28 protein-coding genes and 1 other RNA gene are annotated in these 26,992 nt (G+C 56.6%); 15 read left to right on the top strand and 14 right to left on the bottom strand.

The features are described 5' to 3' along the window. The 9 genes from ACT3R7_RS15290 to smpB all read right to left on the bottom strand — a co-directional run. A partial coding sequence (locus ACT3R7_RS15290) for a hypothetical protein (protein WP_496199292.1) occupies window positions 1-214 on the bottom strand: 214 nt, incomplete at its 3' end. Continuing rightward, window positions 211-387 carry a hypothetical protein gene (locus tag ACT3R7_RS15285; RefSeq protein WP_193053234.1) on the bottom strand — a complete coding sequence of 59 codons (177 nt, stop codon included), beginning with the start codon at window positions 385-387 and terminating at the stop codon, window positions 211-213. The genes ACT3R7_RS15290 and ACT3R7_RS15285, both read right to left, overlap by 4 nt. After that, window positions 384-632, bottom strand: coding sequence for a hypothetical protein (locus ACT3R7_RS15280; protein ID WP_193053235.1), 249 nt, complete (start codon window positions 630-632; stop codon window positions 384-386). Before ACT3R7_RS15280 ends, ACT3R7_RS15285 begins: the two co-directional genes overlap by 4 nt. Next, window positions 629-856, bottom strand: a complete 228-nt coding sequence (locus tag ACT3R7_RS15275; RefSeq protein WP_496199291.1) for a hypothetical protein — start codon at window positions 854-856, stop codon at window positions 629-631. Before ACT3R7_RS15275 ends, ACT3R7_RS15280 begins: the two co-directional genes overlap by 4 nt. Before the next feature lie 269 nt (window positions 857-1,125). Beyond that, entirely contained in the window at window positions 1,126-1,350 is a 225-nt protein-coding gene (locus ACT3R7_RS15270; RefSeq protein WP_193053237.1) for a helix-turn-helix transcriptional regulator, read from the bottom strand. Window positions 1,351-1,438: 88 nt separating this feature from the next. Continuing rightward, window positions 1,439-1,966 (bottom strand): hypothetical protein, encoded by a 528-nt coding sequence (locus ACT3R7_RS15265; RefSeq protein WP_172419681.1) that lies wholly within the window; start codon window positions 1,964-1,966, stop codon window positions 1,439-1,441. After that, window positions 1,963-3,189, bottom strand: coding sequence for a tyrosine-type recombinase/integrase (locus tag ACT3R7_RS15260; protein ID WP_496199290.1), 1,227 nt, complete (start codon window positions 3,187-3,189; stop codon window positions 1,963-1,965). Before ACT3R7_RS15260 ends, ACT3R7_RS15265 begins: the two co-directional genes overlap by 4 nt. A 166-nt stretch (window positions 3,190-3,355) precedes the next feature. Next, window positions 3,356-3,733: a transfer-messenger RNA gene (ssrA, locus tag ACT3R7_RS15255) on the bottom strand. A gap of 45 nt (window positions 3,734-3,778) precedes the next feature. Continuing rightward, on the bottom strand, window positions 3,779-4,270 hold the full coding sequence (gene smpB / locus ACT3R7_RS15250) for an SsrA-binding protein SmpB (protein WP_087108742.1): 492 nt from the start codon (window positions 4,268-4,270) through the stop codon (window positions 3,779-3,781). A 126-nt stretch (window positions 4,271-4,396) separates the two neighbouring features. On the opposite strand from smpB, the gene ACT3R7_RS15245 reads away from it, so the two are divergent. Continuing rightward, entirely contained in the window at window positions 4,397-4,831 is a 435-nt protein-coding gene (locus tag ACT3R7_RS15245) for a type II toxin-antitoxin system RatA family toxin (RefSeq protein ID WP_193091759.1), read from the top strand. Then, window positions 4,821-5,132 (top strand): RnfH family protein, encoded by a 312-nt coding sequence (locus tag ACT3R7_RS15240; RefSeq protein WP_193091758.1) that lies wholly within the window; start codon window positions 4,821-4,823, stop codon window positions 5,130-5,132. Before ACT3R7_RS15245 ends, ACT3R7_RS15240 begins: the two co-directional genes overlap by 11 nt. 3 nt (window positions 5,133-5,135) lie before the next feature. Here ACT3R7_RS15240 and ACT3R7_RS15235 read toward each other — a convergent pair whose 3' ends face one another. After that, the gene (locus ACT3R7_RS15235; protein WP_193091773.1) at window positions 5,136-5,606 is read right to left on the bottom strand and encodes an outer membrane protein assembly factor BamE; all 471 of its coding nucleotides are present in this window, start codon (window positions 5,604-5,606) and stop codon (window positions 5,136-5,138) included. Window positions 5,607-5,678: 72 nt separating this feature from the next. On the opposite strand from ACT3R7_RS15235, the gene fur reads away from it, so the two are divergent. Beyond that, complete coding sequence (gene fur, locus ACT3R7_RS15230; RefSeq protein WP_018917582.1) at window positions 5,679-6,131, top strand: ferric iron uptake transcriptional regulator; 453 nt, start codon at window positions 5,679-5,681, stop codon at window positions 6,129-6,131. Between the two features lie 123 nt (window positions 6,132-6,254). Here fur and recN read toward each other — a convergent pair whose 3' ends face one another. Beyond that, on the bottom strand, window positions 6,255-7,928 hold the full coding sequence (gene recN / locus ACT3R7_RS15225) for a DNA repair protein RecN (protein WP_192537980.1): 1,674 nt from the start codon (window positions 7,926-7,928) through the stop codon (window positions 6,255-6,257). A gap of 229 nt (window positions 7,929-8,157) precedes the next feature. On the opposite strand from recN, the gene grpE reads away from it, so the two are divergent. The 7 genes from grpE to ACT3R7_RS15190 all read left to right on the top strand — a co-directional run bounded on the left by grpE (window position 8,158) and on the right by ACT3R7_RS15190 (window position 17,119). Continuing rightward, window positions 8,158-8,787 carry a nucleotide exchange factor GrpE gene (gene grpE, locus ACT3R7_RS15220; RefSeq protein ID WP_192537979.1) on the top strand — a complete coding sequence of 210 codons (630 nt, stop codon included), beginning with the start codon at window positions 8,158-8,160 and terminating at the stop codon, window positions 8,785-8,787. A 129-nt stretch (window positions 8,788-8,916) separates the two neighbouring features. Next, window positions 8,917-10,848, top strand: a complete 1,932-nt coding sequence (dnaK, locus tag ACT3R7_RS15215) for a molecular chaperone DnaK (RefSeq protein WP_193091757.1) — start codon at window positions 8,917-8,919, stop codon at window positions 10,846-10,848. Window positions 10,849-10,995: 147 nt separating this feature from the next. Further along, window positions 10,996-12,150 carry a molecular chaperone DnaJ gene (dnaJ, locus tag ACT3R7_RS15210; RefSeq protein ID WP_018917578.1) on the top strand — a complete coding sequence of 385 codons (1,155 nt, stop codon included), beginning with the start codon at window positions 10,996-10,998 and terminating at the stop codon, window positions 12,148-12,150. Between the two features lie 83 nt (window positions 12,151-12,233). Continuing rightward, complete coding sequence (locus tag ACT3R7_RS15205) at window positions 12,234-13,133, top strand: DMT family transporter (RefSeq protein WP_192537977.1); 900 nt, start codon at window positions 12,234-12,236, stop codon at window positions 13,131-13,133. A 219-nt stretch (window positions 13,134-13,352) separates the two neighbouring features. Further along, window positions 13,353-14,108 carry a gluconate 2-dehydrogenase subunit 3 family protein gene (locus tag ACT3R7_RS15200; protein ID WP_192537976.1) on the top strand — a complete coding sequence of 252 codons (756 nt, stop codon included), beginning with the start codon at window positions 13,353-13,355 and terminating at the stop codon, window positions 14,106-14,108. A 12-nt stretch (window positions 14,109-14,120) separates the two neighbouring features. Then, entirely contained in the window at window positions 14,121-15,887 is a 1,767-nt protein-coding gene (locus ACT3R7_RS15195) for a GMC family oxidoreductase (RefSeq protein WP_192537975.1), read from the top strand. Next, the gene (locus tag ACT3R7_RS15190) at window positions 15,884-17,119 is read left to right on the top strand and encodes a c-type cytochrome (RefSeq protein ID WP_192537974.1); all 1,236 of its coding nucleotides are present in this window, start codon (window positions 15,884-15,886) and stop codon (window positions 17,117-17,119) included. Before ACT3R7_RS15195 ends, ACT3R7_RS15190 begins: the two co-directional genes overlap by 4 nt. Before the next feature lie 33 nt (window positions 17,120-17,152). Here the strand turns inward: ACT3R7_RS15190 and ACT3R7_RS15185 are convergent, their stop codons facing one another. From ACT3R7_RS15185 to ACT3R7_RS15175, 3 genes are read right to left on the bottom strand one after another with little or no spacing between them, the layout of a single operon-like run. Further along, window positions 17,153-17,902 carry an ABC transporter ATP-binding protein gene (locus ACT3R7_RS15185; RefSeq protein WP_192537973.1) on the bottom strand — a complete coding sequence of 250 codons (750 nt, stop codon included), beginning with the start codon at window positions 17,900-17,902 and terminating at the stop codon, window positions 17,153-17,155. Next, entirely contained in the window at window positions 17,896-18,963 is a 1,068-nt protein-coding gene (locus tag ACT3R7_RS15180; RefSeq protein WP_018917572.1) for a FecCD family ABC transporter permease, read from the bottom strand. Before ACT3R7_RS15180 ends, ACT3R7_RS15185 begins: the two co-directional genes overlap by 7 nt. After that, window positions 18,956-20,083: an ABC transporter substrate-binding protein gene (locus ACT3R7_RS15175; RefSeq protein ID WP_192537972.1), complete on the bottom strand. Its 1,128-nt coding sequence runs from the start codon at window positions 20,081-20,083 to the stop codon at window positions 18,956-18,958. The genes ACT3R7_RS15180 and ACT3R7_RS15175 overlap by 8 nt, the downstream gene beginning before the upstream one ends. 290 nt (window positions 20,084-20,373) lie before the next feature. Here ACT3R7_RS15175 and ACT3R7_RS15170 point away from each other — a divergent pair, with 290 nt between their 5' ends. From ACT3R7_RS15170 to greA, 5 genes are all read left to right on the top strand, one after another. After that, window positions 20,374-20,658, top strand: a complete 285-nt coding sequence (locus tag ACT3R7_RS15170) for a DUF2218 domain-containing protein (protein WP_192537971.1) — start codon at window positions 20,374-20,376, stop codon at window positions 20,656-20,658. 122 nt (window positions 20,659-20,780) lie between these two features. Then, on the top strand, window positions 20,781-21,587 hold the full coding sequence (gene dapB, locus ACT3R7_RS15165) for a 4-hydroxy-tetrahydrodipicolinate reductase (RefSeq protein ID WP_192537970.1): 807 nt from the start codon (window positions 20,781-20,783) through the stop codon (window positions 21,585-21,587). A 371-nt stretch (window positions 21,588-21,958) separates the two neighbouring features. Beyond that, entirely contained in the window at window positions 21,959-23,119 is a 1,161-nt protein-coding gene (gene carA / locus ACT3R7_RS15160) for a glutamine-hydrolyzing carbamoyl-phosphate synthase small subunit (protein WP_192537969.1), read from the top strand. Window positions 23,120-23,189: 70 nt separating this feature from the next. Further along, window positions 23,190-26,420 carry a carbamoyl-phosphate synthase large subunit gene (gene carB, locus ACT3R7_RS15155; RefSeq protein ID WP_496199289.1) on the top strand — a complete coding sequence of 1,077 codons (3,231 nt, stop codon included), beginning with the start codon at window positions 23,190-23,192 and terminating at the stop codon, window positions 26,418-26,420. Next, on the top strand, window positions 26,417-26,893 hold the full coding sequence (gene greA, locus ACT3R7_RS15150; protein WP_192537967.1) for a transcription elongation factor GreA: 477 nt from the start codon (window positions 26,417-26,419) through the stop codon (window positions 26,891-26,893). The genes carB and greA overlap by 4 nt, the downstream gene beginning before the upstream one ends. Window positions 26,894-26,992: the final 99 nt, after the last annotated feature.

Here is a 26,992-nt window from a genome sequence, read left to right as displayed (position 1 = left end):
AATAGCCCTCCTCTTGAAGCCAGTCACGGCGCTCCTCAAAGGTGCTGGATAGCAGCCACAGCGTTTCAATCAGTCCCTCACGTTTCAGGCCATCAAGGTCATGGTCGTTCAGCAACATCGCCACGCCAGCGAGGATTTTGGACGCCTGTTCCATTTGGCGCACGTCCCCAGTAAGGGCAGCTTTCAGCAGGTAGGTTTGATCTTGAGGAGTCATAGGCCAGTCTCCTTGCTAAATGCCTGGGCTTCGCGCTGCATCTCCTTGAACTCAAGGTGATTGACTAAACCGCTAGCAAGCGCCTGCTCGGCTGTTAAGAAGCGATCCGGGTTAGTGAACTGAAAGCGAATAGTTCGGGTGCGTAGGTCGCAGTTAATGGCTATGGGCATCATTGGGCCACCTCCTGAGAATCCAGGTAGGCAACAGCTCCAGCCAGCGCGCTCTCTACGGTGTGGGCACCGATACCTTGCGGCACATCGGCGTCAAACCAAGCAGCCACCGGAACAACGGCCTTTTCGTGGTGGGTGATATAGCAAGCGTCACTACGGCCAGTTTGGCGCACAGCATCACGCCAATCGGTAGCTTCAACGACGGTTTCTTGACCAGTGCGGGCGAAGGTGATTTTGAATAGGCTCATTGGCTCACCTCCGCGTTTTCAGCGCGTAAGGTGTCGTAAGCCTTCATCAGACGGCTACGACGAATATGGACTTGCTCGGCCTCTAGGGCGCGGGCTTTTTCGATGTAGTGGTTGTAGCGCTTGAGCCGGACGGCGGCGCTTGAGTCTGAAAACAGCGCAGATTTCGCCATTGCCCGATGGGCGGCGGCGCGTGCAGACGGATTGCGGGTAGGGAATAGCTTCATGGGTGTGACTCCTAGAGTTGTGGAGTCGTCCCCGGTTGCCGCTAAACAACTAATGGGGGCGACTGTACGCAGGTTAGCGGACCGGCACTCTAGGAAACCGGCACACCCGAAGGTGTCCCACGCACAGCCGCCATAACTGACGGGCACTAAAAAAGCGCCGTCAATGGGGGCGCTAGTGCGCCTAGAAGTATTCGGGCCGCTAAACCCGGCTGACGATTTTGCGCCAGCCCTTGAAGCATATAACGGCATTGGTGAGCGTTGCAAGGTCATTATGCTGCACCTCGCTCGGCCAGCTTGGCATCTAGCCAGGCGTTAACCTCGGCAATAGGGAAGTAGCATTGTGCTTGCTGGCTATCACTGAACTTCAGAGGGCGGGGAAAGCCGGGGTCATTCTTCAGCAACTTGTCGATGCCGCTACGGGTCATATCCATAGCGCGGCATAGATTGGGCTTGGTGATTAGCTTTTGGTCTTGGGGTAGGGCTTCGATATTCATAGGTATGCACTCGTCGTGGGTACATACCTAATTATTCACATATCAATTGTTCGCCAAAAACTGCCCGTGTAGTACAAAGCCCGTTGTTCTACACAGTAGGCCAAGCGGCTAGTCTGGTTTTGGCTTCGCGTATTAGGTTTTCAATAGTTTCGGTACTTACTCCCCATGCATCGGCAGCGATCTGAATACACTCTCTTCCAAGCTCGTCAGCATTACGCATCAGCTCTATTGGTTCGATACTACTTGCTACAGCCGCTGCGCCGACTCCATGCTCCCTGTCGGGGTCTAGGTCAGGATCGAATGCTCGATATTTCACCTCATCGCGGATGCCAAGACATACTGAAACTAACACAGCGGTTTCCGCTCGTTCTTTAGCAGGTATTTTAGCTTTAGCTACTGCCTTGCGATTAGGTAAGCGTTCACCTGCAATTATTGTTGCAACCGCGTTGGTGTATTCCGGTGGTATAGGCTCGCTCCGAACCAGCTCAGTAAGCTGTCTCGGGTCTCCATAATCGTAAGACCACACTGCTTCAAACCAGCGCCAAGTATCTGATAAGCGGGTTGGGAGCCGGGTGGCCCATCCCGGTGTGCTTGCCCACCAATTACTTTCTGTCATGCCCGTTTCATCTCCACCACGTTTCCACGCTGCAAGTTGTCCAGGTGATCGGCGTACCACAGCATCATTACGCGGCGCTGTTCGATGTACTGTGCTTTGTTGTAGACGCCTGCCACACCGTCTTTAACGTGTGATAGCTGGGCCTCAATGTGGTCAGCGTTATAGCCGTGCTCATTCAGGATCGTGCTAGCGATGTGCCGGAAGCCGTGGGCGGTCTGGCGTCCCTCATAGCCAAGGCGACGTAGCGCCATGATGAATACCGTGTTGGAGCGTGGCGCTGTTTTGTCGCTGCGTCCTGGGAATAGAAGGGGCTGGTATCCGGTCAGTAGATGAAGGCTCTGAAGGGCTTCTATGGCTTGCTTGGGTAGTGGAACGGTATGTTCCCGGCGGCGCTTCATCCGCTCGGCGGGGATCGTCCATAGTGCTTTGTCTAGGTCGAACTCTTCCCAGCGGGCCTCCCTTAGCTCTGAAGGACGGGCAGCGAGGCGTGATAGCAGGATCAGGCCAAGGCGTACATCTTCAGCATGGGGATAAGAGCCAATGGCGCGAAGTAGGGCGGGCAGTTCGTCTTGGCTAACGTGGGAATAGTTGGCCGCTCGGCGGGTGGTCAGGTGCTTATGCAGGCTCTCCAATGGGTTGTACTGGATGCGCCCACTCACTAGCGCCAGGTCGTACACTTCCCGGCAGATAGCGCGTATGCGGCTGGTTTGCTCAACGATGCCTGTCTTTTCCAGGCTGCGCAGGAACTCTAGCCACTCCATCGGCGTTATGTCGGTGAAAGGGCGCTTACCAAACTTGGGGAATACGTGCTTTTGCAGCGAGCCAATGACGCGGGTAGAGGTGCCGTCCGTCCAGTTCTGGCGCTTGTTGGTGTGCCACTCCCTCGCCAGCGCTTCAAAGGTGCTGTTAGCTGCCTCTAGGGTTGCAGCTTCCCTTGTACGCTTGGAGACGATGGGGTTCTCTCCCTTCGCTGCGTCTGCCCTAAGCTGGTCGGCTTTCTCACGCGCTAAGCTGCCGCTAGTCTCTGGATACCCTCCAAGGCCAATCCACGACCACTTGCCGTCTGGCTTCTTATAACGCAGTTCCCAAGACTTGGAGCCATTGGGCTTCACCCTGAAGTAAAGGCCGCTGCCGTCCAGTTCCCTGTATGCCTTGGCCTCTGGTTCCAGTGTCGCCAATACCGTATCAGCCAGCGGGCGGCGCTTAATCTGTGAGCGTTTCATGCTTGTATGCCTCTGGTTCACAATATCGTAAAGCATACACACAGGCATACACGGTGCGCAATGCTGTATGGGTATATGTGAAAGCATACAGACACAAAAAAACCCGCACGGGGCGGGCTTTTCAGCGTCATTCAGACCTATATGGAAGCATCTGAATTTAGGTAGGTGGTGGAGGCGGCGGGAATTGAACCCGCGTCCGCCAGCACGCGCCTATTGGCTCTACATGCTTAGATTTCGTCATTTGTTTTAACGCCACTGACTCCGACGATCAGGATTCAGCAACGCGAGCCTTCTAAAGTTTAACGCTTGGCGAGAAGACACCACCAAACGCGGTCCTATCAGCTTTAGCTCGTATCCCCTCAATGATGAATAGGCACATCACCTTGGGGCCAGACAAGAAGCTAACAGTTTAAGCTGCTAGCGCGCCTTGAGCGTAGTTTTCGTCATTTGCGACTATTTTTCGTGATGTGGGATTTACGAGATACATCACGCTCTCGGCATGCACCGCAAGGGTTGTCACCGGCGTCGAAACCATGTCGCCCCCTTATTACAGGTGAGCATTCTAACGTGCTCACACCTGATTGACCAGTTATGCCTTGTTATGTTCCCGCATAATTCGTCCTTTTTGACGGCTCCAGTCACGATCTTTTTCTGTTGCCCGCTTGTCATGCAACTGTTTGCCGGTCACCAGCGCCAATTCACACTTTACTTTATTGCGCTTCCAGTAGAGTTTGAGCGGCACGCAGGTGTGGCCCTTATCTTGGGTAATCGAAAAGATTTTGGCTATTTCTTTACGATGCAACAACAATTTACGGGTACGCGTGGGGTCGGCTATTTCATGGGTGCTTGCCGTGTTGAGCGGCATGATATGACTACCCAATAAAAACGCCTCGCCGTTGCGCACCAAAATATAGGTGTCGGTGAGCTGGGCTTTACCGGCGCGCAGGCTTTTGACTTCCCAACCCGCGAGCGCAAGACCTGCCTCGAAGGTTTCGTCAATATGGTACTCAAACCGTGCCTTCTTGTTCTGGGCAATAACGCTGCTGCCGGGGCCCTTACTGTTACCTTTCTTAGTGGCCATGAAACCTCATCTGTAATCTGTCAGTGGCACCCCCTTCGTTATATGGGGAGGCGTGATACCATTCAAGGTCTGAAAAAATGTTTCCCATGATACGCTTTGGGCACTGTGAAGTCAGCGGAGAGGTCAATGCCAACCGTCAATCGTTCCGCCTTGGTGCGGCACACCCCCCAGCAAATGTTCGATCTGGTCAACGATTTCGAACGCTACCCCGAGTTTTTGCCGGGCTGCAGTCGGGCACGCTTACTTGAGCGTGACGAAACCCATTTAATCGGGGAAATGACTCTGGGTCGCGCGGGGGTGGAGCAAACCATCACAACGCGTAATGACCTGTTTACACCAGAACAAATTGAAATGTCGCTGGTGAAAGGGCCGTTTAAACGCTTAAAAGGGCGCTGGCTGTTTACCCCGATGGGGGATAATGCCTGCAAAGTCAGCCTGGAAATGGAGTTTGAATTTGCCAGCCGTCTATTAAGCATGGCTTTTGGGCGTCTGTTCCAGCAAATTGCTGGCCAATTAGTAGATGCCTTCACCAAGCGCGCTGACGAGCTGTATGGGCGATAACAGCCTGCCGGTAGAGATAGCCTTTGCATTGCCCGCCAAACAGCGTCTGGTGGCCTTACAGGTGCCTCAGGGCACGACCGCGCGCCATGCCGTGGCGTTGGCCAATTTGCCACAGCTCTTTCCCGAGCTGCCTGAAGATACGTTCACTAAGGCGCCGCTGGGAATTTTTGGCAAGGCGCTGCGCAACCCCGATACGCAAACGCTGCGTGCCGGGGATCGCGTTGAAGTGTACCGCCCGCTGCAAATCGACCCAAAGGCCGCCCGTTTGGAGCGCGCAAAGCGTCAAGCGAGCGGCCAGTAATGTTTACTCGGAACGCAGGATGGGCTGAGGCGCAGGTGCCGTTTCAGGCGTTTGCGTCCGAATCCTCTCTTGGGGAAGCGCGTCTAGCGGGTCAGCGCCTTCTAGAGCAGGCCCAAGCCCCGTGTCTGTGCTGACCGGGATATCGCCCGAGAAATCGCCCTGCTGCTGTACATTGGATAAGCGGCCCGACGGGTCAAACGTCAGCGTAACGCGGCGTTGTTCAACACCACCGTACGCTTCGTCCAGGCGGTACACATAATCCCATTGGTTAGAATCAAACGGCGCCTCCAGCAGCGGGCGACCCATTACATAGGTAACCTGCTCCTGGGTCATGCCTGGCTGAAGCTGGTTGACCATTTCTTTAGTCACCAGGTTGCCTTGCGGAATGTCACGTTTGTAAACACCAACGTAACTACAGCCACTTACGACGGTAAGGGCAACGGAAAGTGTGATGATGCGAGTCAATTTTTGCATTTGAGCCTGTTCTTCACTATCGTGGTTTCGGTCGATCATACCCGACCTAACCTGTTACTGCGAAGAGCAACCATGGCCGATCAGAACCATGAACTGCGCAAAGCCGGGCTGAAAGTGACCCTGCCGCGCGTCAAGATCCTTCAGATTCTCGAAAATGCTTCGGGTCAACACCACCTTAGCGCAGAAGAAGTGTATAAAACACTGATTGATGCGGGCGAGGATGTTGGCTTGGCAACCGTTTACCGCGTGCTGACGCAATTTGAATCAGCAGGCTTAGTAATTCGTCATAATTTTGACGGCGGCCATGCAGTATTTGAGATGACGCAAGAAGACCATCACGACCATATGGTGTGTCTAGAAAGTGGTGAAATCATCGAGTTTCTCGATGACATCATCGAACGACGTCAGCAAGAGATCGCCGAAGAGCACGGCTATGAGCTGGTCGATCACGCCTTGGTACTTTATGTGCGCCCTCGTGGGTCGGACGTAACGCGCCAGGTCAACGTGTCGATCAACAAAAAATAGACGGCTAATCCCAGCCAGCTATTTTTTAGCCACAGCCTAAAACCCCCATGCTGCCCCTGTTTAGACAGGAAGCGGAATGGGGGTGTTTTGCGTGGCTAATAATTATCGATGAGGCAGGTGCGATTAATGCGGTGGGCGCTGGCTGGCATGCAGCATTTCGCGAGCGTGCGCCAGCGTTTGGTCGGAAAGCTTCACCCCGCCCAGCATACGGGCAAGCTCGCTGATGCGGCCACGCTCGTCGAGTAACGCCATGTGGGTAAGGGTGGTATCGCGTTTGGCATGCTTTTCTATATGCAAATGTTGATGCGCTTGGGCCGCCACTTGGGGTAAGTGTGTGACGGTCATTACCTGACCATTTTCGCCCAGCTTGCGCAGCAACTGACCGACGATTTCCGCCGTGGCACCTGAAATGCCCACATCCACTTCATCAAATACCAGGCTTGGAATGGTCGAGTGTGAGGCTGCTACCACTTGAATCGCCAAGCTAATGCGCGAAAGCTCACCCCCAGAGGCAACCTTGGCTAACGGGCGTGCAGGCTGGCCTGGGTTGGCGCTAATTAAAAACTGCACGCTATCCAGGCCTTCAGGTGTCGGCGTTTCACGAGCGGAAACCGCCACCTCAAAGCGTGCCTTACCCATCGCCAAGAAAGCCAACTGTTGCTGTACTTCCTTACCTAGGCGCAGGGCTGCCTTTTGGCGGGCCTCGCTGATCTTCTTCGCGTCGCTGCGGTAGCGTTCACGGCACTCGGCCACCTGGTTGCCCAGCGCCTCAAGGTCATCATCGCTGGCTTCTAGCTGAGCCACTTCCTGCTGAAGTTCTGTATGCAACGTGCAGACTTCTTCTGGCGCCACGTGATGCTTACGCGCTACGCGATGGATATCGGCCAGACGCTCGTCCACCCAGGCTAAACGCTCAGGGTCAAGCTCAGTGGTGCTGGCAAAGCGGTGCAGCTCGCTGGCGGCTTCTTCCACTTGAATACGCGCATCGCCCAGCATGGCAAGCGTATTGGCCAGCATGCCTTTATCGCTACCCGGTAGGGCGCTCAAGTGGGCATAGGCCTGATTGAGAAGTGACAGCGCGCCGCCGTCGTCGCTTGCGCAGCAGTCGGCAGCAAGCTGCGTTTCACGCAGGGTTTCTTCGGCGTGGGCAAGCGTTTGCTGCTCTTCTTCCAGCGTCTGCAGTTCGCTTTCGCCGAGGCTTAACTGGTCCAGCTCTTCTAACTGGTAGCGCAACAGTTGGCGCTTGGCCTCTACCTCGCTACCTTCTTCACTGAGTTTTTTAAGCCGCCGCCGGGCGGTGCGCCATTCGCGGTAGGTCTCTGATAGCTTGCTGCGCGCTTCATGCAAACCAGCGTAGTCGTCCAGCAGGGCCAGGTGCACTTCTTCGCGCATCAACGCCTGATGAGCGTGCTGACCATGTATCTGAATCAACTGCTCGCCGAGGGATTTTAGGTCGGTGATCGTTGCAGGCTGGCCGTTAATCCATGCTTTTGAGCGCCCGCTTGCCGTCACCACACGGCGCAGCAGACACTCGTCTGTGGGCAGTTCGCGAGCGGCCAGCCATTCGACAGCCGCGGGCAGGCGCTGAATATCAAAGCGCGCAGAAAGATCGGTGCGCTCACGCCCGTGGCGCACACTGCCCGCATCAGCGCGTTCGCCAAGGCACAGGCCAAGGGCCCCTAGCAGGATGGATTTGCCGGCACCTGTTTCCCCAGTGATGGCGGTCATGCCGTGGGTCAGGTCAAGCTCAAGGCGGTCGACAATGGCGTAATCTTGAATCGCTAGCTGAGTAAGCATGAGGCCCCCTGAGGCGGTGCGACGCAGAAGCTGGATACTTATCCAATGGTTGTTGTTTTATACAGTAGTCGATAACTCACTTCAATGCCCCCTCTTGAGATGGCTTTTATGGCCCCCATATAGCGTGCAGACGTATTTAAAACTTTTTATAAGCGCTTTAGTGAAAGCTTTTCTATCGGCATCGCAGGGCCCTGTAGTAAGGCCCCGCCGCATTTTTTAGGAGCATGGCATGGCAAAAGAACCGCAAACTCCGTTAGATGACGAGCTGGCCCGCCAAGAGCAAGAGGCCGAAATGACGGATCAAAACGTTGAAGAACGCCTGATCGACGGCGAACTTGAGGGGCTGATCAATGATGAAGCGCCGCTTGAAGGTAGCCTGAGCAACCCCGAAGCCGAAGTGCTGGCCGCTCAGGTGGAAGAGCTTGAACAGAGCCTTTCTGAAGCCAAGGATCAGGCGCTACGCGCGGCTGCCGAAGCGCAGAATGTTCGCCGTCGTGCCGAGCAGGAAGCGGATAAAGCGCGCAAATTCGCCCTGGAAAAGTTCGTCAAGGACCTGCTGCCCGTGGTGGATAGTCTGGAAAAGGCTCTTGAGTCCATGCAGGACGGCGCCTCTGATGTACACCGCGAAGGTGTTTCCATGACGCTGAAAATGCAGCTCGACGTGCTTAACCGCTTTGGCGTTGAAAGCATTGAGCCTCAGGGCGAGCCCTTCGACCCCCAGGTGCACGAGGCTATGGCCATGGTACCCAATCCCGAGCTTGAGCCGAACACCGTAATGGATGTGATGCAGAAAGGTTATCTGCTCAACGGCCGTTTGGTTCGCCCGGCGATGGTGGTGGTCAGCCAGAAGGCAAATTAAGCCTTGAGTGGCTAAAAGCGCAAAAAAAGCCCTTGAAAAGTTACTGGCGGCCCCCAGATAAAGGCCAACCCTGCGGGAATTCCCGCAAACGTTTTAAGTATTGAGACAACTGAATTCGAGGTTTTTGCTATGGGACGCATTATTGGTATTGACCTAGGTACTACCAACTCTTGTGTGGCAGTACTTGATGGTGACAGTGCTAAAGTTATCGAAAATGCTGAAGGCGGCCGCACCACGCCTTCCATTATCGCTTACACCGATGATGGCGAAACCCTGGTAGGCCAGGCCGCTAAGCGTCAGGCGGTTACCAACCCAGAGAATACGCTTTACGCCATCAAACGTCTGATCGGCCGTCGCTTCAAAGACGACGTCGTTCAAAAAGATATCAAGATGGTGCCTTACAAGATCGCTGAAGCCGACAACGGTGATGCGTGGGTAGAAGTCAAAGGCAAAAAAATGGCACCGCCGCAGGTAAGCGCGGAAGTGCTGAAGAAAATGAAGAAAACCGCCGAAGACTATCTCGGTGAAGCGGTAACGGAAGCGGTTATCACCGTACCGGCTTACTTCAATGACAGCCAGCGCCAGGCGACCAAAGATGCTGGTCGCATTGCGGGTCTGGACGTCAAGCGTATTATCAACGAGCCGACCGCAGCAGCGCTTGCCTACGGTATGGACAAGTCACGCGGCGACAAAACCATCGCGGTTTATGACCTAGGCGGCGGTACGTTCGATATCTCCATCATCGAAATCGCCGACGTTGAAGGCGAAACTCAGTTTGAAGTACTCGCCACCAACGGCGACACCTTCCTGGGCGGTGAAGATTTCGATTTGGCGCTGATCAACTACCTGGTTGACCAGTTCAAGTCTGACAGCGGTATCGACCTGTCTGGCGACAACCTGGCCATGCAGCGTCTGAAAGAAGCGGCCGAGAAAGCCAAGATCGAGCTTTCCAGCGCCCAGCAGACCGACGTTAACCTGCCCTACATTACTGCCGACAACACTGGCCCGAAACACCTTAACGTCAAGGTGACCCGTGCCAAGCTTGAGTCGCTGGTAGAAGAGCTGGTTCAGCGCTCGCTCGAGCCTTGCAAAATGGCTCTGAAAGATGCTGGCTTATCTGCCTCTGAAATCGACGAAGTGATTCTGGTCGGTGGCCAGACACGTATGCCGATGGTGCAGAAGAAAGCCGCTGACTTCTTCGGTAAAGAAGCGCGTAAAGACGTTAACCCTGACGAAGCGGTTGCCGTAGGCGCAGCGATTCAAGGTGGCGTACTGGGCGGCGACGTAAAAGACGTACTGCTGCTTGACGTTACCCCGCTGACTCTGGGTATCGAAACCCTGGGTGGCGTGATGACGCCGCTGATCGAGAAGAACACCACCATCCCGACGAAGAAGACCCAAACCTTCTCTACCGCGGATGACAACCAGACGGCCGTGACCATTCACGTCGCCCAGGGTGAGCGTAAGCAAGTGGCGCAGAACAAATCGCTGGGTCGTTTTGACCTGAGCGATCTGCCCCCGGCACCGCGCGGTGTTCCGCAGATCGAAGTGGCGTTTGACCTGGATGCCAACGGTATTCTGAACGTTTCAGCTAAAGACAAGGCGACCGGTAAAGAACAGTCGATTGTCATTAAAGCGTCCAGCGGTCTGTCGGATGAAGAGATCGATCAAATGGTACGCGACGCTGAAGCCCACGCTGACGAAGATAAAAAATTCGAAGCGCTGGTACAGTTGCGTAACCAGGCTGACGGCATGATCCACGCGACGCGCAAAACCGTGCAGGAAGCGGGCGACAAAGCGACGGATGATGAGAAACAGGCCATTGAGACTGCGATCAGCGAGCTGGAAGAAGCCGTCAAAACTGATGACACGGACAACATTCAGCAGAAACTGGATGCACTGACCGAAGCGTCTGGTCAGCTGGCTCAGAAGATGTACGCAGAGCAGGCTGAAGCCGCTCAGCAGGAAGGCGGTGAAGGTGCTGATAACGCCAGCGCCAAGCCGGAAGACGACGTGGTTGACGCCGAGTACGAAGAAGTCAACGACGACAAAAAACAGTAAGATTCTCTTTCTGCCAAGGAAGAAGATAACGCGGGGGGATACCTCCCGCGTTGCTGTTTCCGCGGCTAAGACGCACATAGTTAGACGCGCACGTAGTCAATGTAAATGTGCCGTTAAGTGCATAGCTAACCAGGAGGCGTAGGACCCATGTCCAAACGCGATTATTACGAAGTCCTGGGTGTCGATAAAGGGGCTGATCAGAAAGAGATCAAAAAGGCCTACCGCCGCCTGGCGCAGAAATTTCACCCTGATCGAAACCCAGACGATAACACTTCCGCGGAAAAATTCCGTGAAGTGTCGGAAGCTTACGAAGTCTTAAGCGACGGCGAGAAGCGCGCGGCCTATGATCAATTTGGTCATGCGGGTGTGGATGGCCAGGGCGGCGGCTTCGGCGGCGGTGGTTTTGGTGGGGGTGGCGCTGGCGACTTTAGCGACATCTTCGGCGATGTATTTGGCGATATCTTCGGGGGTGGCGGCGGCCGTCGTCGTGGCCCTAATGCACCCGCTCGTGGCTCGGATCTGCGCTATAACCTGGAGCTTGATCTGGAAAGCGCGGTGGCCGGTACCACGGTCGATATCCGTGTGCCGCGCCATATTGAGTGCGACCGGTGTGATGGCGAAGGCGCCGAGCCTGGTTCAACCAAGGAAACCTGCCCCACGTGCCACGGCCACGGCCAGGTGCGCATGCAGCAGGGCTTCTTCGCGGTACAGCAAACCTGCCCGACCTGTCACGGCAGCGGCCAGCACATCAAAGTGCCGTGCCACAAATGTAACGGCGAAGGTCGGGTGCGTGAAACGCGTACGCTATCCGTGAAGATTCCGCCGGGTGTCGATACCGGTGATCGTATTCGTCTGAACGGCGAAGGTGAAAGCGGCGTTAACGGTGGCCCAGCGGGCGATCTGTACGTTCAGGTCTCTATCAAAGCGCACCATATCTTCCAGCGCGATGGTAAGAACCTGCACTGCGACGTGCCGATCAATTTTGTGGATGCAGCCCTCGGTGGCGAGCTTGAAGTACCTACGCTCGATGGCCGTGTGAAGCTCAAAATTCCGCCCGAAACCCAAACCGGCAAGCTCTTCCGCCTGCGCGGTAAAGGTGTGAAACCGGTTCGCGGCGGCGCCCCGGGTGACTTGCTCTGTAAAGTCGTCATCGAAACCCCGGTCAACCTCGGCGATGAGCAGCGCGACCTGCTGCGCAAATTCCAGGAAAGCCTGGAAGGCAGCAATAGCCACAGCCACTCACCCAAGAAAACCGGCTTCTTCGATAGCGTGAAGAAATTTTTTGAAGAGATGAAGCCTTGATCCTGACGTAGTGGTAAGCGTTAGGTTCCGTAGACCCTCGGCTCAGGCCGGGGGTTTTTGACGTTTAAGGAACATAAAGCGTAATGGATAGCTTGCAAGAAAGACCTGCCTTGGGTATCTGGCTCAGAATCCTTTCCGGGCTGCTGTTTACCGGCATGCTGGTGTGCATTAAAGCGGTGAGTGATGAAGTGCCGGTGGGGCAGTCGGTGTTCTTCCGCTCACTGTTTGCGTTGTTACCCATTGTGATTTTCCTGGTGATTCGTCGGGAGTTTCCAGGCGGGCTGGGCACACGGCGCCCGCTGGGCCATGCGCTGCGCTCGGGGCTGGGAGCGGCAGCGATGTTCGCTTCATTTGCAGCGGTAGCCCTGCTGCCCGTTGCAGAGGCAACGCTGCTGGCTCAGCTAACGCCGGTGTTTATGGCGGTAGGTGGAGTGCTGCTATTGGGCGAGAAGTTCTCGTTCTTCCGAGCAGGCGCCATTGTACTGGCGCTTGCCGGTATGGCGGTGCTGGTATTGCCTGGCCTTAATGCCAGCGCTGAAAGTGGCCAGATGACCGGCTATGCGTTGGGTGCGCTAAGTGCGCTGCTAACGGCGGGGGCGCTGCTCACCGTCAGGCGAATTTCGCGCACCGAGACCGCTGCGTCTATCGCCTTTTACTTTATTCTGGTGTCTGCACTTGCGGGGCTGGCCACGCTGCCCTTGGGGTGGGCGGCACTTGACCCGAAGGCGTTTGGGCTTTTGGTGCTCTCGGGGCTGTTTGGCGGGGCGGCGCATATTGCGATGACCCTGGCGTTACGCTACGCCGAAGCGTCGCGGCTCGCACCGTTTGAGTACGTCGCGCTAATTTGGCCGGTAGCGGCTGACTGGGTGCTGTTCGGTATTCCGGTATCGAGCAGTTTTCTGTTGGCGCTGCCGCTAATGTTGAGCGGGGTGGCGCTTGCTGCCCTGGAAGGCCGACGTTTTAAGCGGCTTTTTCGAAAATAAGCTAAAGCGGCGTTGTTTCCACGCCGCTTGAAGGTGTCTTGCGTATCTCTTTCTCCCGCCAAATGCCGCTTTAATGTTGCGATGAATTGTCACGTCTCCTATGTTTTAAATAATAGTTAGCACGTTATATGGTTTAGCGGAATGTGTACGCTGACTGGAATGGCCCGCGCTCATTCAACTGCTCCCGCAGGCGGGTCAAGACAATTCAAGGGAACCGTGATGAGCAATAAAAACGATACCGCTAAGCCTAGCGGTCTGACTCGAAGAGAACTCCTGGGATCTTCGGCAGCGCTTTTAATCGGCGCTTCCAGCCCGGTTCAGGCGCTGACTGTTAAAGGAACGCCCGAGTGGAAACCCCTGGCCAATAACGCCGTGCCGCCGGTCGATACTGACGCCGGTTGGCAATTTTTCACCGATGAGGAAGCCGTAACGGTCGAGGCCATCGTCGAGCGTTTGATTCCAGCCGATGATTTAAGCATGAGCGGTAAGGATGCCGGTTGTGCGGTGTTTATCGACCGCCAACTGGCCGGCGCCTACGGCGGCTATGAGCGGCTCTACATGCACGGCCCTTTTCAGGACGGCACGCCGGAACAGGGCGACCAGTCTGCCTTGACCCCCAAGCAGCGCTATCGCCTGGGGCTGGGTGCACTCAACGACCACTGCCGTAACGAACATGGCGCCACCTTCGCTGAGCTAAGCGGTGAGGCGCGCGATCAGATATTGGCTCAGCTGGAGGAAGAGGAAATTCAGCTCGACGATATCGACTCGCTGGTATTTTTCGAGATCGTGCTGCAGAACACCATGGAAGGATTCTTTGCCGACCCGCTTTACGGTGGTAATCGTGACATGGTGTCCTGGAAGATGTTGGGCTTTCCCGGTGCCCGCTACGACTACCGCGATTACGTTGAACGACACAATGAAGATCTGGGATTTGAGCCGGTAAGCATCGGCGGCCGTCCTGACTGGCAAGCGTAGGGATACATTGATATGGCAACCAAACTACCTCCCACTGATGCAGTGGTGGTCGGGCTCGGCTGGGCCGGCGCGATTATCGCCAACGAACTTGTCGATGCAGGGCTTAGCGTTGTGGGCGTCGAGCGCGGCCCGTGGCGTGATACGGCCAAGGATTTCAATATTGCCTCGGTCACCGATGAGCTACGTTACTCGCAGCGCCAGGAATTGATGCTGCGCACTGCACAGAACACTATCACCCTGCGTAACAACCCGACGCAGACGGCGCTGCCGATGCGCAAGTGGGGCTCGTTTCATCCCGGCAACGGCACTGGCGGCGCGGGCAATCACTGGGCGGGGATCACGTTTCGTTTTCAGCCCGAAGAGTTTCGACTACGCAGCCATCTGGAAGAGCGCTATGGGGCGAACTCCATTCCCGACGAACTTTCCCTGCAAGACTGGGGAACCGACTGGAGCGAGATGGAACCGTTTTACGATGCCTTCGAGAAGATAGCAGGTACGTCCGGACGAGCGGGTAATCTGGTCAGTGGCAAGCAGGCCGGCGGCAATCCGTTTGAAGGCGTGCGCTCAAGCGACTACCCAACCCCGCCGCTCAGGCAGCCCTACTCACCGACGCTATTCGCTGAAACGGCACGCGAAATGGGCTATCAGCCGTTTCCGGTGCCGTCGTCGCTGGTTTCGGAGACCTACACCAATCCGCTCGGCATCACCATGGGGCCGTGTACCTTCTGTGGCTTCTGTACCAACTATGGTTGTGCCAACTACTCCAAGGCCAGCGCCATCACCACGGTATTGCCGACGCTGATTCGCAAGAACAACTTCGAAGCGCGTACCCACTGCGAAGTGCTGCGGGTCACTACCGACTCCGACGGCCGCCGCGCCACGGGTATCGTCTATGTCGACTCCGCCGGTCGCCAGTGGGAGCAGCCTGCCGAAATCGTGGTCATCGCTGCGTTTACCTTCGAAAACGTGCGTCTGATGCTCACCTCCAACATTGGTGAAGCCTACGATCCGACAACCCGCCGAGGCACCACAGGGCGCAACTACGCCTACCAGACCGCCAACAGCGTGCAGCTCTTCTTCGATGACAAGAATTTCAACCCGTTTATAGGCGCTGGCGCTGTGGGCATGGGCATTGATGAGTTTAACAACGATAACTTCGACCATTCGGGCCTTGGCTTTTTCGGCGGCGGCAGCACCCGGGTAACACCGATCGGCGCGACACCGATCCAGGCACGCCCTACGCCGCCGGGCACGCCACGCTGGGGCTCCAACTGGAAGCGTGCCACGGTCGATAACTACGCCAGTACGATGTCGATCGGCTGCGAGGCGAGCAACTATTCGTCGCCTAACAACTACCTATCGCTGGACCCAACGTACCGGGATCGGCTGGGCAGGCCGCTTCTGCGAATCACCTTCGATTTCACCGACAACGATCTCAGAATGGCGCAGTACGTCACCGAGAAGACCGCCGAAATCGCCCGGCGCATGAATCCGCGTGAGATCGTAGCCAGCCCGCGTGTCGGACCCTGGGATGGCCGTCCCTATCAGTCCTCGCATGTGGTTGGCGGCTTCGTTATGGGCGCCGATCCGGGTACCAGTTCGGTCAACAAGTACCTGCAGGTGTGGGACGTGCCCAATCTGTTTGTGGTGGGCGCCTCCGCCTTTCCGCAGAACCCGGGCTACAACCCGACCGGCACGGTAGGCGCGCTGGCCTTTAAAGCTGCCGATGGCATCATCAACCACTACCTGCGTAATCCCGGGGAGATGATCAGCACATGAAAACGCTTATGGGATTATCGCTTGCAGGCGTGGCGCTTTTGCCACTTTCGGTATGGGCCGCCAGCACGGAGTATCAGGATATTGAGCGCGGGCGCTATATCAGCGTGCTAGGTGACTGTGCGGCCTGCCATACCGCCGATGACAGCCAGCCATTTTCCGGTGGCGTTGCGCTTGAAACCCCTTTCGGCACGCTTTTGGCGCCTAATATCACGCCCGACCCTGATACGGGGCTTGGTCACTGGCGCTATGAAGACTTCAAGGCGGCCATGACCGAGGGTATCGGCAAGGGCGGCTACCATCTTTACCCGGCCATGCCGTATCCGTCTTATACGCTAATGCCCGAGAAGGATATTCATGACTTATGGTCTTATCTGCAGACGGTCACGCCTGTCGAGAATGATGTGGAGGCCAACCAACTGCCTTTCCCGTTCAGTATTCGGCAGGTGATGATGGGCTGGAACTGGCTTAACTTCGATGAGAAGACCTTTGAGCCCGACCCTGAGCAGTCGGACGAGATCAATCGCGGCGCCTATCTAGTTGAGAGCCTGGGGCATTGCGGAACCTGCCACACTCCGCGTAATTTCATGGGCGGCGAAGGCGGTGACAAGTTTGCCGGCGCCACCATTGAAGGCTGGTACGCTCCCAACATCACCCCGAATGCGCATGTCGGGATTGGTGGTTGGAGCGAAGATGAGCTGGTTGAATATCTGCAAACCGGTGGTAATCGTTTTGACTTCGCCTCGGGGCCGATGGCCGACGAGGTGCACCATTCATCCCAACACTGGACCGACGACGACCTGTATGCAGTGGCGCGCTATCTGTTGAGTGGAGCAGGCCTTGAGTCAGACGACTGGGATCGCGAGCCACCCGAGCCGCTATCCGAAGATAACGCCCAGGTCCGGGCAGGTAGCCATATCTACTTTGATCGCTGCTCGGGCTGTCATACGTCTGATGGTGGCGGCGAGTACGGCATCTTCCCGCAGTTGGCGAGCAATCCGGTGGTCAATGGTGATAACACGAGTTCATTGATACGGGTTGTATTGGCCGGCAGCCGCCCGGTTGCTACCGATGCCAAGCCCACGGCGCCTGCCATGCCGTCGTTTGCCTGGAATCTGAATGATGAGGAAATCGCCAGCGTGCTGACGTTTGTGCGCAACAGCTGGGGAAACGCCGCGGCGGCCGTTTCCCCAGGAGATGTGGCGGATATGCGAGAAGCGCTGGCGGGCGAATGACGCTAGCCGCAAGCGCCTTGCAGGGATGAAGCGTTAAACCGCTTCTTCGACGATAAGCTGAGGGCGGCCCTTCGAGCATGGCTCGATGCGTGCCGCCACTTTATACACCTGGCGCAGAAGCTCAGGAGTAATCACTTCTGCGGTGGGGCCGCAGGCAATCAGGCGGCCGTTTTCCAGTACCATGGAAGCATCGGTAAAGCGTAGCGCATGGCCTAAGTCGTGCAGTGCTACCAGAATCAGCATCTGGCGTTCATCCGCCAGGCGGCGTAAAACCGTCAGCAGATTGATCTGGCGGTTCAAGTCGAGCGCGGACGTGGGTTCATCGAGCATCAGAATTTCGGGCTCTTGTACCAACGCCTGGGCGGCGCTCACCAGCTGGCGCTGCCCGCCGCTCAAGTCGCCAATGTCACGCTCACCAAGCGAGGTGATATTAAGCTCTTCAAGCGCACGGTCAACCTGTGCCAGATCCTCTGGCTGTACTTTCAGGCTGCGCCCCTGCATGCGCGCAAGCAGCACCGATTCATACACCGTGAGTACCGCTTTGGCGCCGGTGTCCTGAGGCATATAGGCCACCGGACGCTCGGCGCTGGTGCCGTTGATGGCCACATTACCGTCACCTTTGATCAGGCCCAGGATACGCCGGAAAAGCGTTGACTTGCCTGCCGCATTGGGGCCGAGAAGCGCTACCACCTGCCCGCCCTGAAAGCTGGGCGTGGTGATGTCTTCCAGAATAGCGCGGCGTCCGTAGCGGGCCGACACACGGGTTAACTGTAGGGTTACCATGAAGCCTTCTTGTGGTTGAGCACCAGAAACAGGAAGAAGGGAATGCCCACCAGCGAGGTAATGATGCCGATGGGAATAATTGTGCCCGGAATGATGATTTTGGAAATCACCGAGCCAACCGAGAGAATCAGCGCGCCGCAAAGCGCCGAGCCGGGTAGGAAGAAACGCTGATCTTCACCCAGCAAAATACGTGCAATATGCGGCCCCACCAGGCCGATAAAACCGATAGTGCCCACAAAGGCCACTGCAACCGCGGCAAGCAGTGATACAAGCACCAGTACTTCTAGGCGCAGCGCGCGTGGCTTAACGCCCATGCTTTCGGCTTTGGCATCGCCCAGGCGCATGGCGGTCAGTGCCCAGCCGTGGCGGGCAAGTAGCGGCATTACCGCAGCGAGAATGCCGAGTGCGATCCAGAACTTGGGCCAGGTGGCCTTGGTCAGACTGCCCATGGTCCAGAACACCACCGCCGAAACGGCCTCCTGGCTTGCGAAAAACTGAATCAGCGCCATCAGCGAGTTGAAGATAAACACCATAGCGATGCCGAGCAGTACGATGGTTTCTACCGTAACGCCGCGCTTTAGGCTCAGAGCGTGGATAAGAAACGCCGTGAACATGGCCATGATGAACGCGTTGAGGGGCACCACGAACTCGATGGCGGCGGGCACGATAGCCACGCCAAAGGCAAGCCCTAACGCCGCGCCGAAGCTTGCGCCAGCGGAAATACCCAGGGTAAACGGGCTCGCCAGTGGATTGCTTAGAATCGTCTGCATCTGTGCCCCAGCAACGGAAAGGCTCGCCCCGACCACCAATGCCATCAACGCCACCGGCATGCGGATTTCCCAGAGAATCACTCGCGCCTGTTGGCTGACGTTTTGAGGGGTGAGCAGGGCGGCGATGACTTCGCCTAAGCTGTAACGCGCAGGGCCCAGCGCCAGGTCGACGCATAGGCTGAAAAACAGCGCGACGACCAGGGCTGCCAAAATCATCTGGCGACGAAATACCTGGCTACGATAAAAGGCGCGCGCTTGAGAGACAGGCGCTGCCGTCGTTGTTTCAGTCATCATTGAGTGATACCCAGTAGCCAGGCTCGTAGTCGATAGGCAGGAAGCGCTCGTGGAGTTCTTCCATGGTGGCTTCGGGGTCCAGGTCCTCAAATAGCTCAGGGTGTAACCACTTGGCTAACTGCTGGATGGCCACAAAATAGTAGGGGCTGTTGTAGAACTGGTGCCAAATCGCATGGAAATTACCCGACTCTACCGCCTGAATGCCCGTCATCGCGGTGCGCCCGGTTAACGCTTCAAGCTTGTCATGGGCGGCCTGCATATCGGCGCCAGGCCCCATGCCCACCCAGTCACCGCCGGGTACGTAGGCGTCCCAGTTGCCGCCGGTTACCACCACGTGTTCAGGGTTGGCGGCAATAATCTGCTCGGGGTTTAGCGTGCCAAAGCTGCCGGGAATAATCCCATCGGCAATGTTGGTACCACCCGCCAGCGTTACATACTCGCCAAAGTTGCCGGGCCCAAAGCTCATACAGCACTCATCGGAATAGCCGCCGGCGCGGTCGATAAACACGCTGGGCCGCTCAGGGTTGGCCTCTTCAATCACATCGGTAACGCGGGCCAACTGAGCCTCGGCGAAGTCGATAAACTCTTCCGCCGCTGCTTCATCACCCATGATCTGGCCCATCAGGCGCATGGAAGGAATGGTGTGTTCGATCGGGTCTTCGCGAAAATCGACATACACAATCGGAATGCCCAATTGGCCAAGCTTGTCATCGTAAGCGGCATCTTCGGTGGCCACCTTGGCTTCAAGGTTCATAAAGACGATGTCAGGGGTAAGCGACGCGGCCTGTTCGACATCGAAGGTACCGTCTTTAAAGCCGCCAAACGTGGGCAGTTCTTCGATCTCGGGAAAACGTTCGGCATAGCGCGCGTAGTTATCGGGGTCTGCCTGGGAAAAATCTTCACGCCAACCGACGATGTGCGAAAAAGGCGCTTCCGGCTCCAGCAGGCCAAGCAAATAAATTTGCCGCCCTTCACCCAAAATAACCCGCTCGGCGGGGCCATCAAGCGTGACCTGGCGACCGGTAATGTCGGTCACTGTGATGCTGTCAGCCGCGGCATTCGTGCAGCTTATAACGGCTGCCGTGCCAATCAGCGTTTTTAAAAAAGGGAAGGTCATGGGCGTATTCATCACTTATGGATAGACGGGGCCGCTGGGGTATCTCACGCGCAAACTGATGGCAGCGCTAACCACATCGACGCGGTATAAAAATTTTTGAATATAATTCGCATTCGCATGTTTGGGCATTATCATGGAATCCAGTTTAACTGTCGAGATGCCGACTGCTTGATCATCGTGTTTGAAGGTGATGAACGCCTTGTTGCGCTATCGTTTCATTAAGTATTGGGCAGCTAATAACGTTCCTCCTATGCTAGCCCTGTTATTTCTTATCCAATGGAGAATTCGTTATGCCGTTATCGCGTGCTGAAATTGAGACTACGTCCGGTGAGCGTATTATCAACCGGCTGTGCAAGCACTGGGCACATAAGCTGGAGGTTGAACACAGCCAGCAGGATGGCAAGATTGTATTCCCTGACAAGGGCACCTGCCTGCTGCACGCCGAAGCTGACAAGCTGACGGTGTCGATCGAAACGCTGGAAGAAGAGCATCTCGATCAGTTAGAAGGCGTGGTGGAAAGCCATCTTGTACGGATGGCGAAGGATGAAGAGCTGGTTGTCGTGTGGCAAAACTAGCCTGCGGCTTGCGTTAGCGCGGATTCGCGCGAGGCGTCTGGTATAATCACCGCCCAGTTAATGCATGTTTGATAAGGCATTGCCCGATTCGACGTAACACATCGCAAAACGCAGGAGTTCGCATGACCCGAGTTGCCATTGTAGGCGTGGCTGGCCGTATGGGCCGTACGTTGGTAAACGCTGTAGAACAGGAGGCTGACGCCACTCTGGCAGGCGGTATTGTCGAACCAGGCAGCTCCCTGGCAGGGGCGGACATTGGCGAGCTGGCGGGCGTTGGCAAACGCGGCGTTAACGCCGTGGATTCGTTAAGCGCCATTGTCGATGACTTCGATGTGCTGATCGATTTCACTGCCCCGCAGGTCACGCTGGCGAATCTGGCATTTTGTGCCGAGCATGGAAAGCGCATGGTGATTGGTACCACGGGGATGAGTGATGACGAGCTCGCACAGCTGGATAGCTATCGTGACAAGGTAGCGGTGGTGTTTGCCCCCAACATGAGCGTGGGCGTCAACCTGACGCTGAAGCTTCTGGAAACCGCGGCGAAAGCGCTAGGCGATGAAGGCTACGATATCGAAATCATCGAGTCGCATCACCGCCACAAGGTCGATGCGCCCTCCGGTACGGCGATTAAGATGGGCGAAGTGGTAGCTGAAAGCATTGGCCGCACTTTGAAAGAGCACGGCGTGTTTGAACGGGTAGGTCAGTGCGGGCCACGTACCGACAAAGAGATCGGCTTTGCCACTGTTCGCGCGGGCGATATCGTCGGCGAGCATACGGTGATGTTTGCAACCGAAGGCGAGCGCATCGAAATTACCCACAAGGCCTCCAGCCGAATGACGTTTGCCAAAGGCGCCGTTCGTGCGGCGCGCTGGGTCGCAGGCCAGTCAGCCGGCCGCTACGATATGCAGGATGTATTAGGCCTGGAGTAAGGCGGAATGCCCGGGCTGCTCCAAGCATTTTTACGCTTTAATGGTGATTAATAGCTAATCCAGGGGTAGTCGGCGGGCCCCAAATCCTGTAACATTTCAAAAATTTTGGCCGGGTGGCTTAGAAAACTCAGACGGCGCGCTTGTTGCGTTGGCCAGCCCACAGCCTGCCCCGACCGCTCGGCTATTTGCGTTAAATGAGCGGCTCTGAAGGGTATAGAACAACAAGCGGGATGAAACCGATTTTTTTATCGGCTTCGTCCCGCTTTTTTACGACCCGAGTTTTAATCACGCTCAAGCGTACGGGTCGTGGATAACGAAGTAATTGCTGAGCCTGCGCCCACAGGCTCCCACCAGCATGGGAGGATCTTGACTTGAATAACCCCGCATTAAGCAAGCCCGCGATATTGGCCCTGGAAGACGGTAGCGTGTTTCATGGAATCGCCATCGGCGCGGATGGATTAACAAGCGGTGAGGTGGTGTTCAATACGGCCATGACCGGCTATCAAGAGATCCTCACTGATCTTTCTTATACCCGCCAGATCGTCACGCTAACGTACCCGCATATCGGCAATACCGGCGTTAATGCCGAAGATGTCGAATCGGCATCGATTGCGGCCGCTGGACTGATCATCCGTGATCTTCCTCTGATGGCTAGCAGTTTCCGCTCTGAACAAACCCTGTCGGATTACCTGGAAAGCCAGAACGTGCTTGGCATCGCGGATATCGATACCCGCCGCCTGACGCGTATTTTGCGCGATAAAGGCGCGCAGAATGGCGCGATCCTAGCCGGTGCCGATGCCGAAGGCGATGACGCCGTTGAGCGCGCGCTGGCGGCGGCCAAGGACTTCCCGGGCCTTAAGGGTATGGATTTGGCCAAAGAGGTTTCCTGTAAAGAAGCTTACGAGTGGACAGAAGGGGAGTGGACGCTGGGCGAAGGCTACGCTGACACCACGAAAGGCGAGCGCCCTTACCACGTGGTGGCTTACGACTACGGCGTTAAGTTTAATATTCTGCGCATGCTGGCCGCCCGCGGCTGCCGCCTGACGGTGGTGCCTGCACAAACGCCCGCGGCTGACGTGCTGGCAATGAACCCGGACGGCGTATTCCTGGCCAACGGCCCAGGCGACCCCGAGCCCTGCGACTACGCCATCAAGGCCATTCAGGACGTGCTTGAAACCGATACCCCGGTGTTTGGTATCTGCCTGGGTCACCAGCTGCTGGCGCTTGCCTCGGGCGCCAAAACCGTCAAGATGAGCCATGGCCACCACGGCGCCAACCACCCGGTGCAGGATCTGGATGCTGGCACGGTGATGATCACCAGCCAGAACCACGGCTTTGCCGCTGACGAAGCGAGTTTGCCCGCTAACCTGCGTGCTACGCATCGCTCGCTGTTTGACGGCACGCTGCAGGGCATTGAGCGGACCGACCGGCCTGCGTTCAGCTTCCAGGGCCACCCTGAGGCAAGCCCCGGCCCGCGCGATGTGGCACCGCTGTTTGATCGCTTCGTCGCGATGATGCAGGCACGCCGCTAACCCGCGCTCCTGCTTCATCACTGTATGCCGCTTTTGTCGCTCATCGTCACCATTTTTTGCGGGAACCGTTATGCCTAAGCGTACCGACTTAAACAGTATTTTGATCATTGGCGCTGGCCCGATCGTTATCGGCCAGGCCTGCGAATTCGACTACTCCGGCGCCCAGGCGTGTAAAGCGCTGCGCGAGGAGGGTTACCGGGTTATTTTGGTTAACTCCAACCCGGCCACCATCATGACCGACCCGGCCATGGCCGATGCTACCTACATCGAGCCGATTACCTGGCAGGCTGTCGAGAAAATCATCGAAGTCGAGCGCCCGGATGCCATCCTGCCGACGATGGGCGGCCAGACCGCGCTGAATTGTGCGCTGGATCTGGAAAAGCATGGCGTGCTGGAAAAGTACGGCGTTGAGATGATTGGTGCTAACGCCGACGCGATCAACATGGCGGAAGATCGCGATCTGTTCGACCAGGCCATGAAGCGTATTGGCCTGGAATGCCCCAAGGCAAAAGTCGCGCATACCATGGATGAAGCCTGGGAAATTCAGGCAGAGCTTGGCTTCCCGACCATCATCCGGCCTTCTTACACCATGGGCGGCTCCGGCGGCGGCGTGGCGTACAACAAGGAAGAGTTTGAAGAAATTTGTACGCGCGGTTTCGAGCTTTCCAACAACCACGAGCTCTTGATCGACGAGTCACTGCTGGGCTGGAAAGAGTACGAAATGGAGGTCGTGCGCGACAAGAACGATAACTGCATTATCGTCTGTGCGATCGAAAATTTTGACCCGATGGGCGTGCACACCGGTGACTCGATCACCGTCGCACCGGCACAAACGCTGACGGACAAAGAGTACCAGATCATGCGCGACGCGAGCCTCGCGGTACTGCGCGAGATTGGCGTGGAAACCGGTGGCTCCAACGTGCAGTTCGGTATGGACCCGAAAACCGGCCGCCTGGTCGTGATCGAGATGAACCCGCGGGTATCACGCTCATCCGCACTGGCCTCCAAGGCGACCGGCTTCCCGATTGCCAAAATCGCCGCCAAGCTGGCGATCGGCTACACGCTGGACGAGCTGCAAAACGATATTACCGGTGGACGCACGCCGGCCTCGTTCGAGCCATCCATCGACTACGTGGTTACCAAGATACCGCGCTTTACCTTTGAGAAATTCCCCCAGGCCAACGACCGCCTGACCACGCAGATGAAGTCTGTGGGTGAGGTGATGGCGATTGGCCGTACCTTCCAGGAATCACTGCAGAAAGCCCTGCGCGGCCTGGAAACTGGTAATGACGGTCTCGATCCGATTATTACTGACTTTACCCCGGACAACATGGCGATCATCCAGGGCGAACTTCAGGCTGCCGGTGCAGAGCGTATTTTCTACGTGGCCGATGCCATGCGTTCAGGTATGAGTGTCGATGAAGTGTTTGCACTCACTAATATCGACCCCTGGTTCCTGGTCCAGATGGAAGATCTGGTGCTGACGGAAGCCGCCGTTGCCAAACGCTCGCTTAGCGATTTCTCTGCCCGCGAGCTTTATCAGCTCAAGCGCAAAGGGTTTGGCGATGCGCGTCTGGCCAAGCTTCTGAACGTGAGCGAAAAAGAGTTCCGTCAAACGCGCCAGGCGGCAGGCATTCGCCCGGTTTATAAGCGCGTGGATACCTGTGCCGCAGAATTTGCCTCGGATACGGCCTACATGTACTCCACCTATGAAGAGGAGTGTGAGGCAGACGTATCTGATCGTCAGAAAATTATGGTACTCGGTGGCGGGCCGAACCGTATCGGTCAAGGCATCGAGTTCGACTACTGCTGTGTTCACGCCGCGTTCGCCATGCGCGATGACGGCTATGAAACCATCATGGTCAACTGCAACCCGGAAACCGTATCGACCGATTACGACACCTCTGATCGTCTCTACTTCGAGCCGGTGACCTTGGAAGACGTGCTTGAAATCGCCGATAAAGAGAAGCCTGTCGGTGTAATTGTTCAGTTTGGTGGCCAGACGCCGCTGAAACTGGCGCGTGAGCTGGAAGCTGCTGGCGTGCCGATCATCGGTACCACGCCGGACGCCATCGACCGCGCCGAAGACCGCGAGCGCTTCCAGGTAATGATCGACAAGCTCGGTCTAAAGCAGCCGCCTAACGCCACTGCGCGCAGCTTTGAAGAAGCCTTCGCCAAAGCGGAGACTATCGGTTACCCGCTGGTGGTGCGCCCAAGCTACGTGCTGGGCGGTCGGGCGATGGAGATCGTTTATGACGCCTCCGAGCTTGAGAACTACATGACCAATGCGGTCAAGGTTTCCAACGACTCGCCGGTGCTGCTCGATCACTTCCTGAGTGCCGCCATTGAAATCGATATCGATGCGGTATCGGACGGCCAGCAGGTAGTGATTGGCGGCATCATGCAGCACGTCGAGCAAGCGGGGGTACACTCCGGTGACTCCGCCTGTGCGCTGCCGCCTTACTCGCTGCCTCTTGAGGTGCAGGACAAGATGCGCGAGCAGGTCAAGCAGATGGCCGTTGAGCTGGGCGTTAAAGGCCTGATGAACGTGCAGCTTGCCTGGCAGGATGGCGAAATTTACGTCATCGAAGTCAATCCGCGCGCCTCGCGTACCGTACCCTTTGTGTCCAAATGCATCGGTACCTCGCTTGCCCAGATTGCGGCACGCTGCATGGCGGGCACGACGCTTGCCGAGCAGGGCTTTGAGCGCGAAATCATTCCGCACTTCTATAGCGTGAAAGAAGCGGTCTTCCCGTTCAACAAGTTCCAGGGGGTCGACCCGATTCTCTCACCGGAAATGAAATCTACCGGTGAAGTAATGGGTTCAGGCGAAACCTTTGCCGAGGCCTTCTTCAAGGCGCAGCTGGGCGCGGGCGAAGCAATCCCGGCGCTTGAGGGCGCGCGTAAAGCCTTCCTGTCCGTGCGTGAGCCGGACAAAGAGGGGATTATCGAAGTAGGCCGTTCTCTGCTAACATTAGGCTTCACACTTTGTGCAACACGCGGTACAGCGGCAGCGTTAGAAGCGGCTGGACTGGAAGTGGAGCACGTCAATAAAGTCTACGAAGGTCGTCCCCATATTGTCGATCTGTTGAAGAACGACGATATCGCCTACATCGTGAACACTACCGAAGGTCGTCAGGCCATTAATGACTCTTCGGTCATTCGCCGTACTGCTCTCGCGCGCAAGGTGCCCTATGCAACCACCTTGGCGGGCGCTAATGCCGTTTGCATGGCGCTTGAGTACGGTAGGGAAATTACGGTGCGGCGCCTTCAGGATCTGCATGCAGGAGCAAGTCAATGAACAAGGTCCCGATGACGGTTGCGGGTGAAAAAAGTCTTCGCGAAGAGCTCAATCATCTGAAGGGCGAAGCGCGCCCTCGAGTGATTGCGGCGATCGCTGAAGCGCGTGAGCACGGCGACCTTAAGGAGAACGCCGAATACCACGCTGCCCGCGAACAGCAGGGGTTTATCGAAGGTCGTATTCAGGAAATCGAAAGCAAGCTTTCGGTGGCGCAGGTGATTGATATCACCAAGCTCCCTAATACCGGTAAAGTGATCTTTGGTGTCACGGTGTCGCTACTTAATCTGGATACCGATGCAAGCGTCACCTACCGCATTGTGGGCGAGGATGAGGCGGATATTAAATCTGGCCGCATTTCTGTTACGTCCCCTATTGCGCGCGCGCTGATCGGCAAGGAAGAAGGCGACGTTGCCGTGGTCAAGACACCGGGCGGCGACGTTGAGTATGAAATCGAAAGCGTCGAGTATGTGTAAGCGCTGGTATGTGTAAAAGCGCGTAAAACGAGCGGACGCCCGGTTCATCGGGCGTCCATTAAAAAAGCCCGCGCCTCAGGTTGATATCAACCGAATCGC

Origin of the sequence: Halomonas sp. AOP43-A1-21 (assembly GCF_052376775.1) — a bacterium.
In the GTDB taxonomy this organism is placed as follows: domain Bacteria; phylum Pseudomonadota; class Gammaproteobacteria; order Pseudomonadales; family Halomonadaceae; genus Vreelandella; species Vreelandella colorata.
The sequence above is the reverse complement of the archived record's forward strand: the minus strand, read 5'-3'. Positions and strand labels throughout refer to the sequence as shown.

Excerpts from the sequence above, each read along its gene's own strand:
- carB (WP_496199289.1), top strand. The coding sequence starts at position 23,190 with ATGCCTAAGCGTACCGACTTAAACAGTATTTTGATCATTGGCGCTGGC.
- ACT3R7_RS15205 (WP_192537977.1), top strand. The coding sequence starts at position 12,234 with ATGGATAGCTTGCAAGAAAGACCTGCCTTGGGTATCTGGCTCAGAATC.
- fur (WP_018917582.1), top strand. The coding sequence starts at position 5,679 with ATGGCCGATCAGAACCATGAACTGCGCAAAGCCGGGCTGAAAGTGACC.
- ACT3R7_RS15170 (WP_192537971.1), top strand. The coding sequence starts at position 20,374 with ATGCCGTTATCGCGTGCTGAAATTGAGACTACGTCCGGTGAGCGTATT.
- dnaJ (WP_018917578.1), top strand. The coding sequence starts at position 10,996 with ATGTCCAAACGCGATTATTACGAAGTCCTGGGTGTCGATAAAGGGGCT.
- ACT3R7_RS15180 (WP_018917572.1), bottom strand. The coding sequence starts at position 18,963 with ATGACTGAAACAACGACGGCAGCGCCTGTCTCTCAAGCGCGCGCCTTT.
- recN (WP_192537980.1), bottom strand. The coding sequence starts at position 7,928 with ATGCTTACTCAGCTAGCGATTCAAGATTACGCCATTGTCGACCGCCTT.
- ACT3R7_RS15200 (WP_192537976.1), top strand. The coding sequence starts at position 13,353 with ATGAGCAATAAAAACGATACCGCTAAGCCTAGCGGTCTGACTCGAAGA.
- ACT3R7_RS15195 (WP_192537975.1), top strand. The coding sequence starts at position 14,121 with ATGGCAACCAAACTACCTCCCACTGATGCAGTGGTGGTCGGGCTCGGC.
- ACT3R7_RS15175 (WP_192537972.1), bottom strand. The coding sequence starts at position 20,083 with ATGACCTTCCCTTTTTTAAAAACGCTGATTGGCACGGCAGCCGTTATA.
- smpB (WP_087108742.1), bottom strand. The coding sequence starts at position 4,270 with ATGGCCACTAAGAAAGGTAACAGTAAGGGCCCCGGCAGCAGCGTTATT.
- ACT3R7_RS15275 (WP_496199291.1), bottom strand. The coding sequence starts at position 856 with ATGAAGCTATTCCCTACCCGCAATCCGTCTGCACGCGCCGCCGCCCAT.
- ACT3R7_RS15235 (WP_193091773.1), bottom strand. The coding sequence starts at position 5,606 with ATGCAAAAATTGACTCGCATCATCACACTTTCCGTTGCCCTTACCGTC.
- ACT3R7_RS15245 (WP_193091759.1), top strand. The coding sequence starts at position 4,397 with ATGCCAACCGTCAATCGTTCCGCCTTGGTGCGGCACACCCCCCAGCAA.
- ACT3R7_RS15260 (WP_496199290.1), bottom strand. The coding sequence starts at position 3,189 with ATGAAACGCTCACAGATTAAGCGCCGCCCGCTGGCTGATACGGTATTG.
- ACT3R7_RS15185 (WP_192537973.1), bottom strand. The coding sequence starts at position 17,902 with ATGGTAACCCTACAGTTAACCCGTGTGTCGGCCCGCTACGGACGCCGC.
- ACT3R7_RS15240 (WP_193091758.1), top strand. The coding sequence starts at position 4,821 with ATGGGCGATAACAGCCTGCCGGTAGAGATAGCCTTTGCATTGCCCGCC.
- ACT3R7_RS15280 (WP_193053235.1), bottom strand. The coding sequence starts at position 632 with ATGAGCCTATTCAAAATCACCTTCGCCCGCACTGGTCAAGAAACCGTC.
- ACT3R7_RS15270 (WP_193053237.1), bottom strand. The coding sequence starts at position 1,350 with ATGAATATCGAAGCCCTACCCCAAGACCAAAAGCTAATCACCAAGCCC.
- ACT3R7_RS15265 (WP_172419681.1), bottom strand. The coding sequence starts at position 1,966 with ATGACAGAAAGTAATTGGTGGGCAAGCACACCGGGATGGGCCACCCGG.
- dnaK (WP_193091757.1), top strand. The coding sequence starts at position 8,917 with ATGGGACGCATTATTGGTATTGACCTAGGTACTACCAACTCTTGTGTG.
- ACT3R7_RS15285 (WP_193053234.1), bottom strand. The coding sequence starts at position 387 with ATGATGCCCATAGCCATTAACTGCGACCTACGCACCCGAACTATTCGC.
- grpE (WP_192537979.1), top strand. The coding sequence starts at position 8,158 with ATGGCAAAAGAACCGCAAACTCCGTTAGATGACGAGCTGGCCCGCCAA.
- ACT3R7_RS15190 (WP_192537974.1), top strand. The coding sequence starts at position 15,884 with ATGAAAACGCTTATGGGATTATCGCTTGCAGGCGTGGCGCTTTTGCCA.
- dapB (WP_192537970.1), top strand. The coding sequence starts at position 20,781 with ATGACCCGAGTTGCCATTGTAGGCGTGGCTGGCCGTATGGGCCGTACG.
- greA (WP_192537967.1), top strand. The coding sequence starts at position 26,417 with ATGAACAAGGTCCCGATGACGGTTGCGGGTGAAAAAAGTCTTCGCGAA.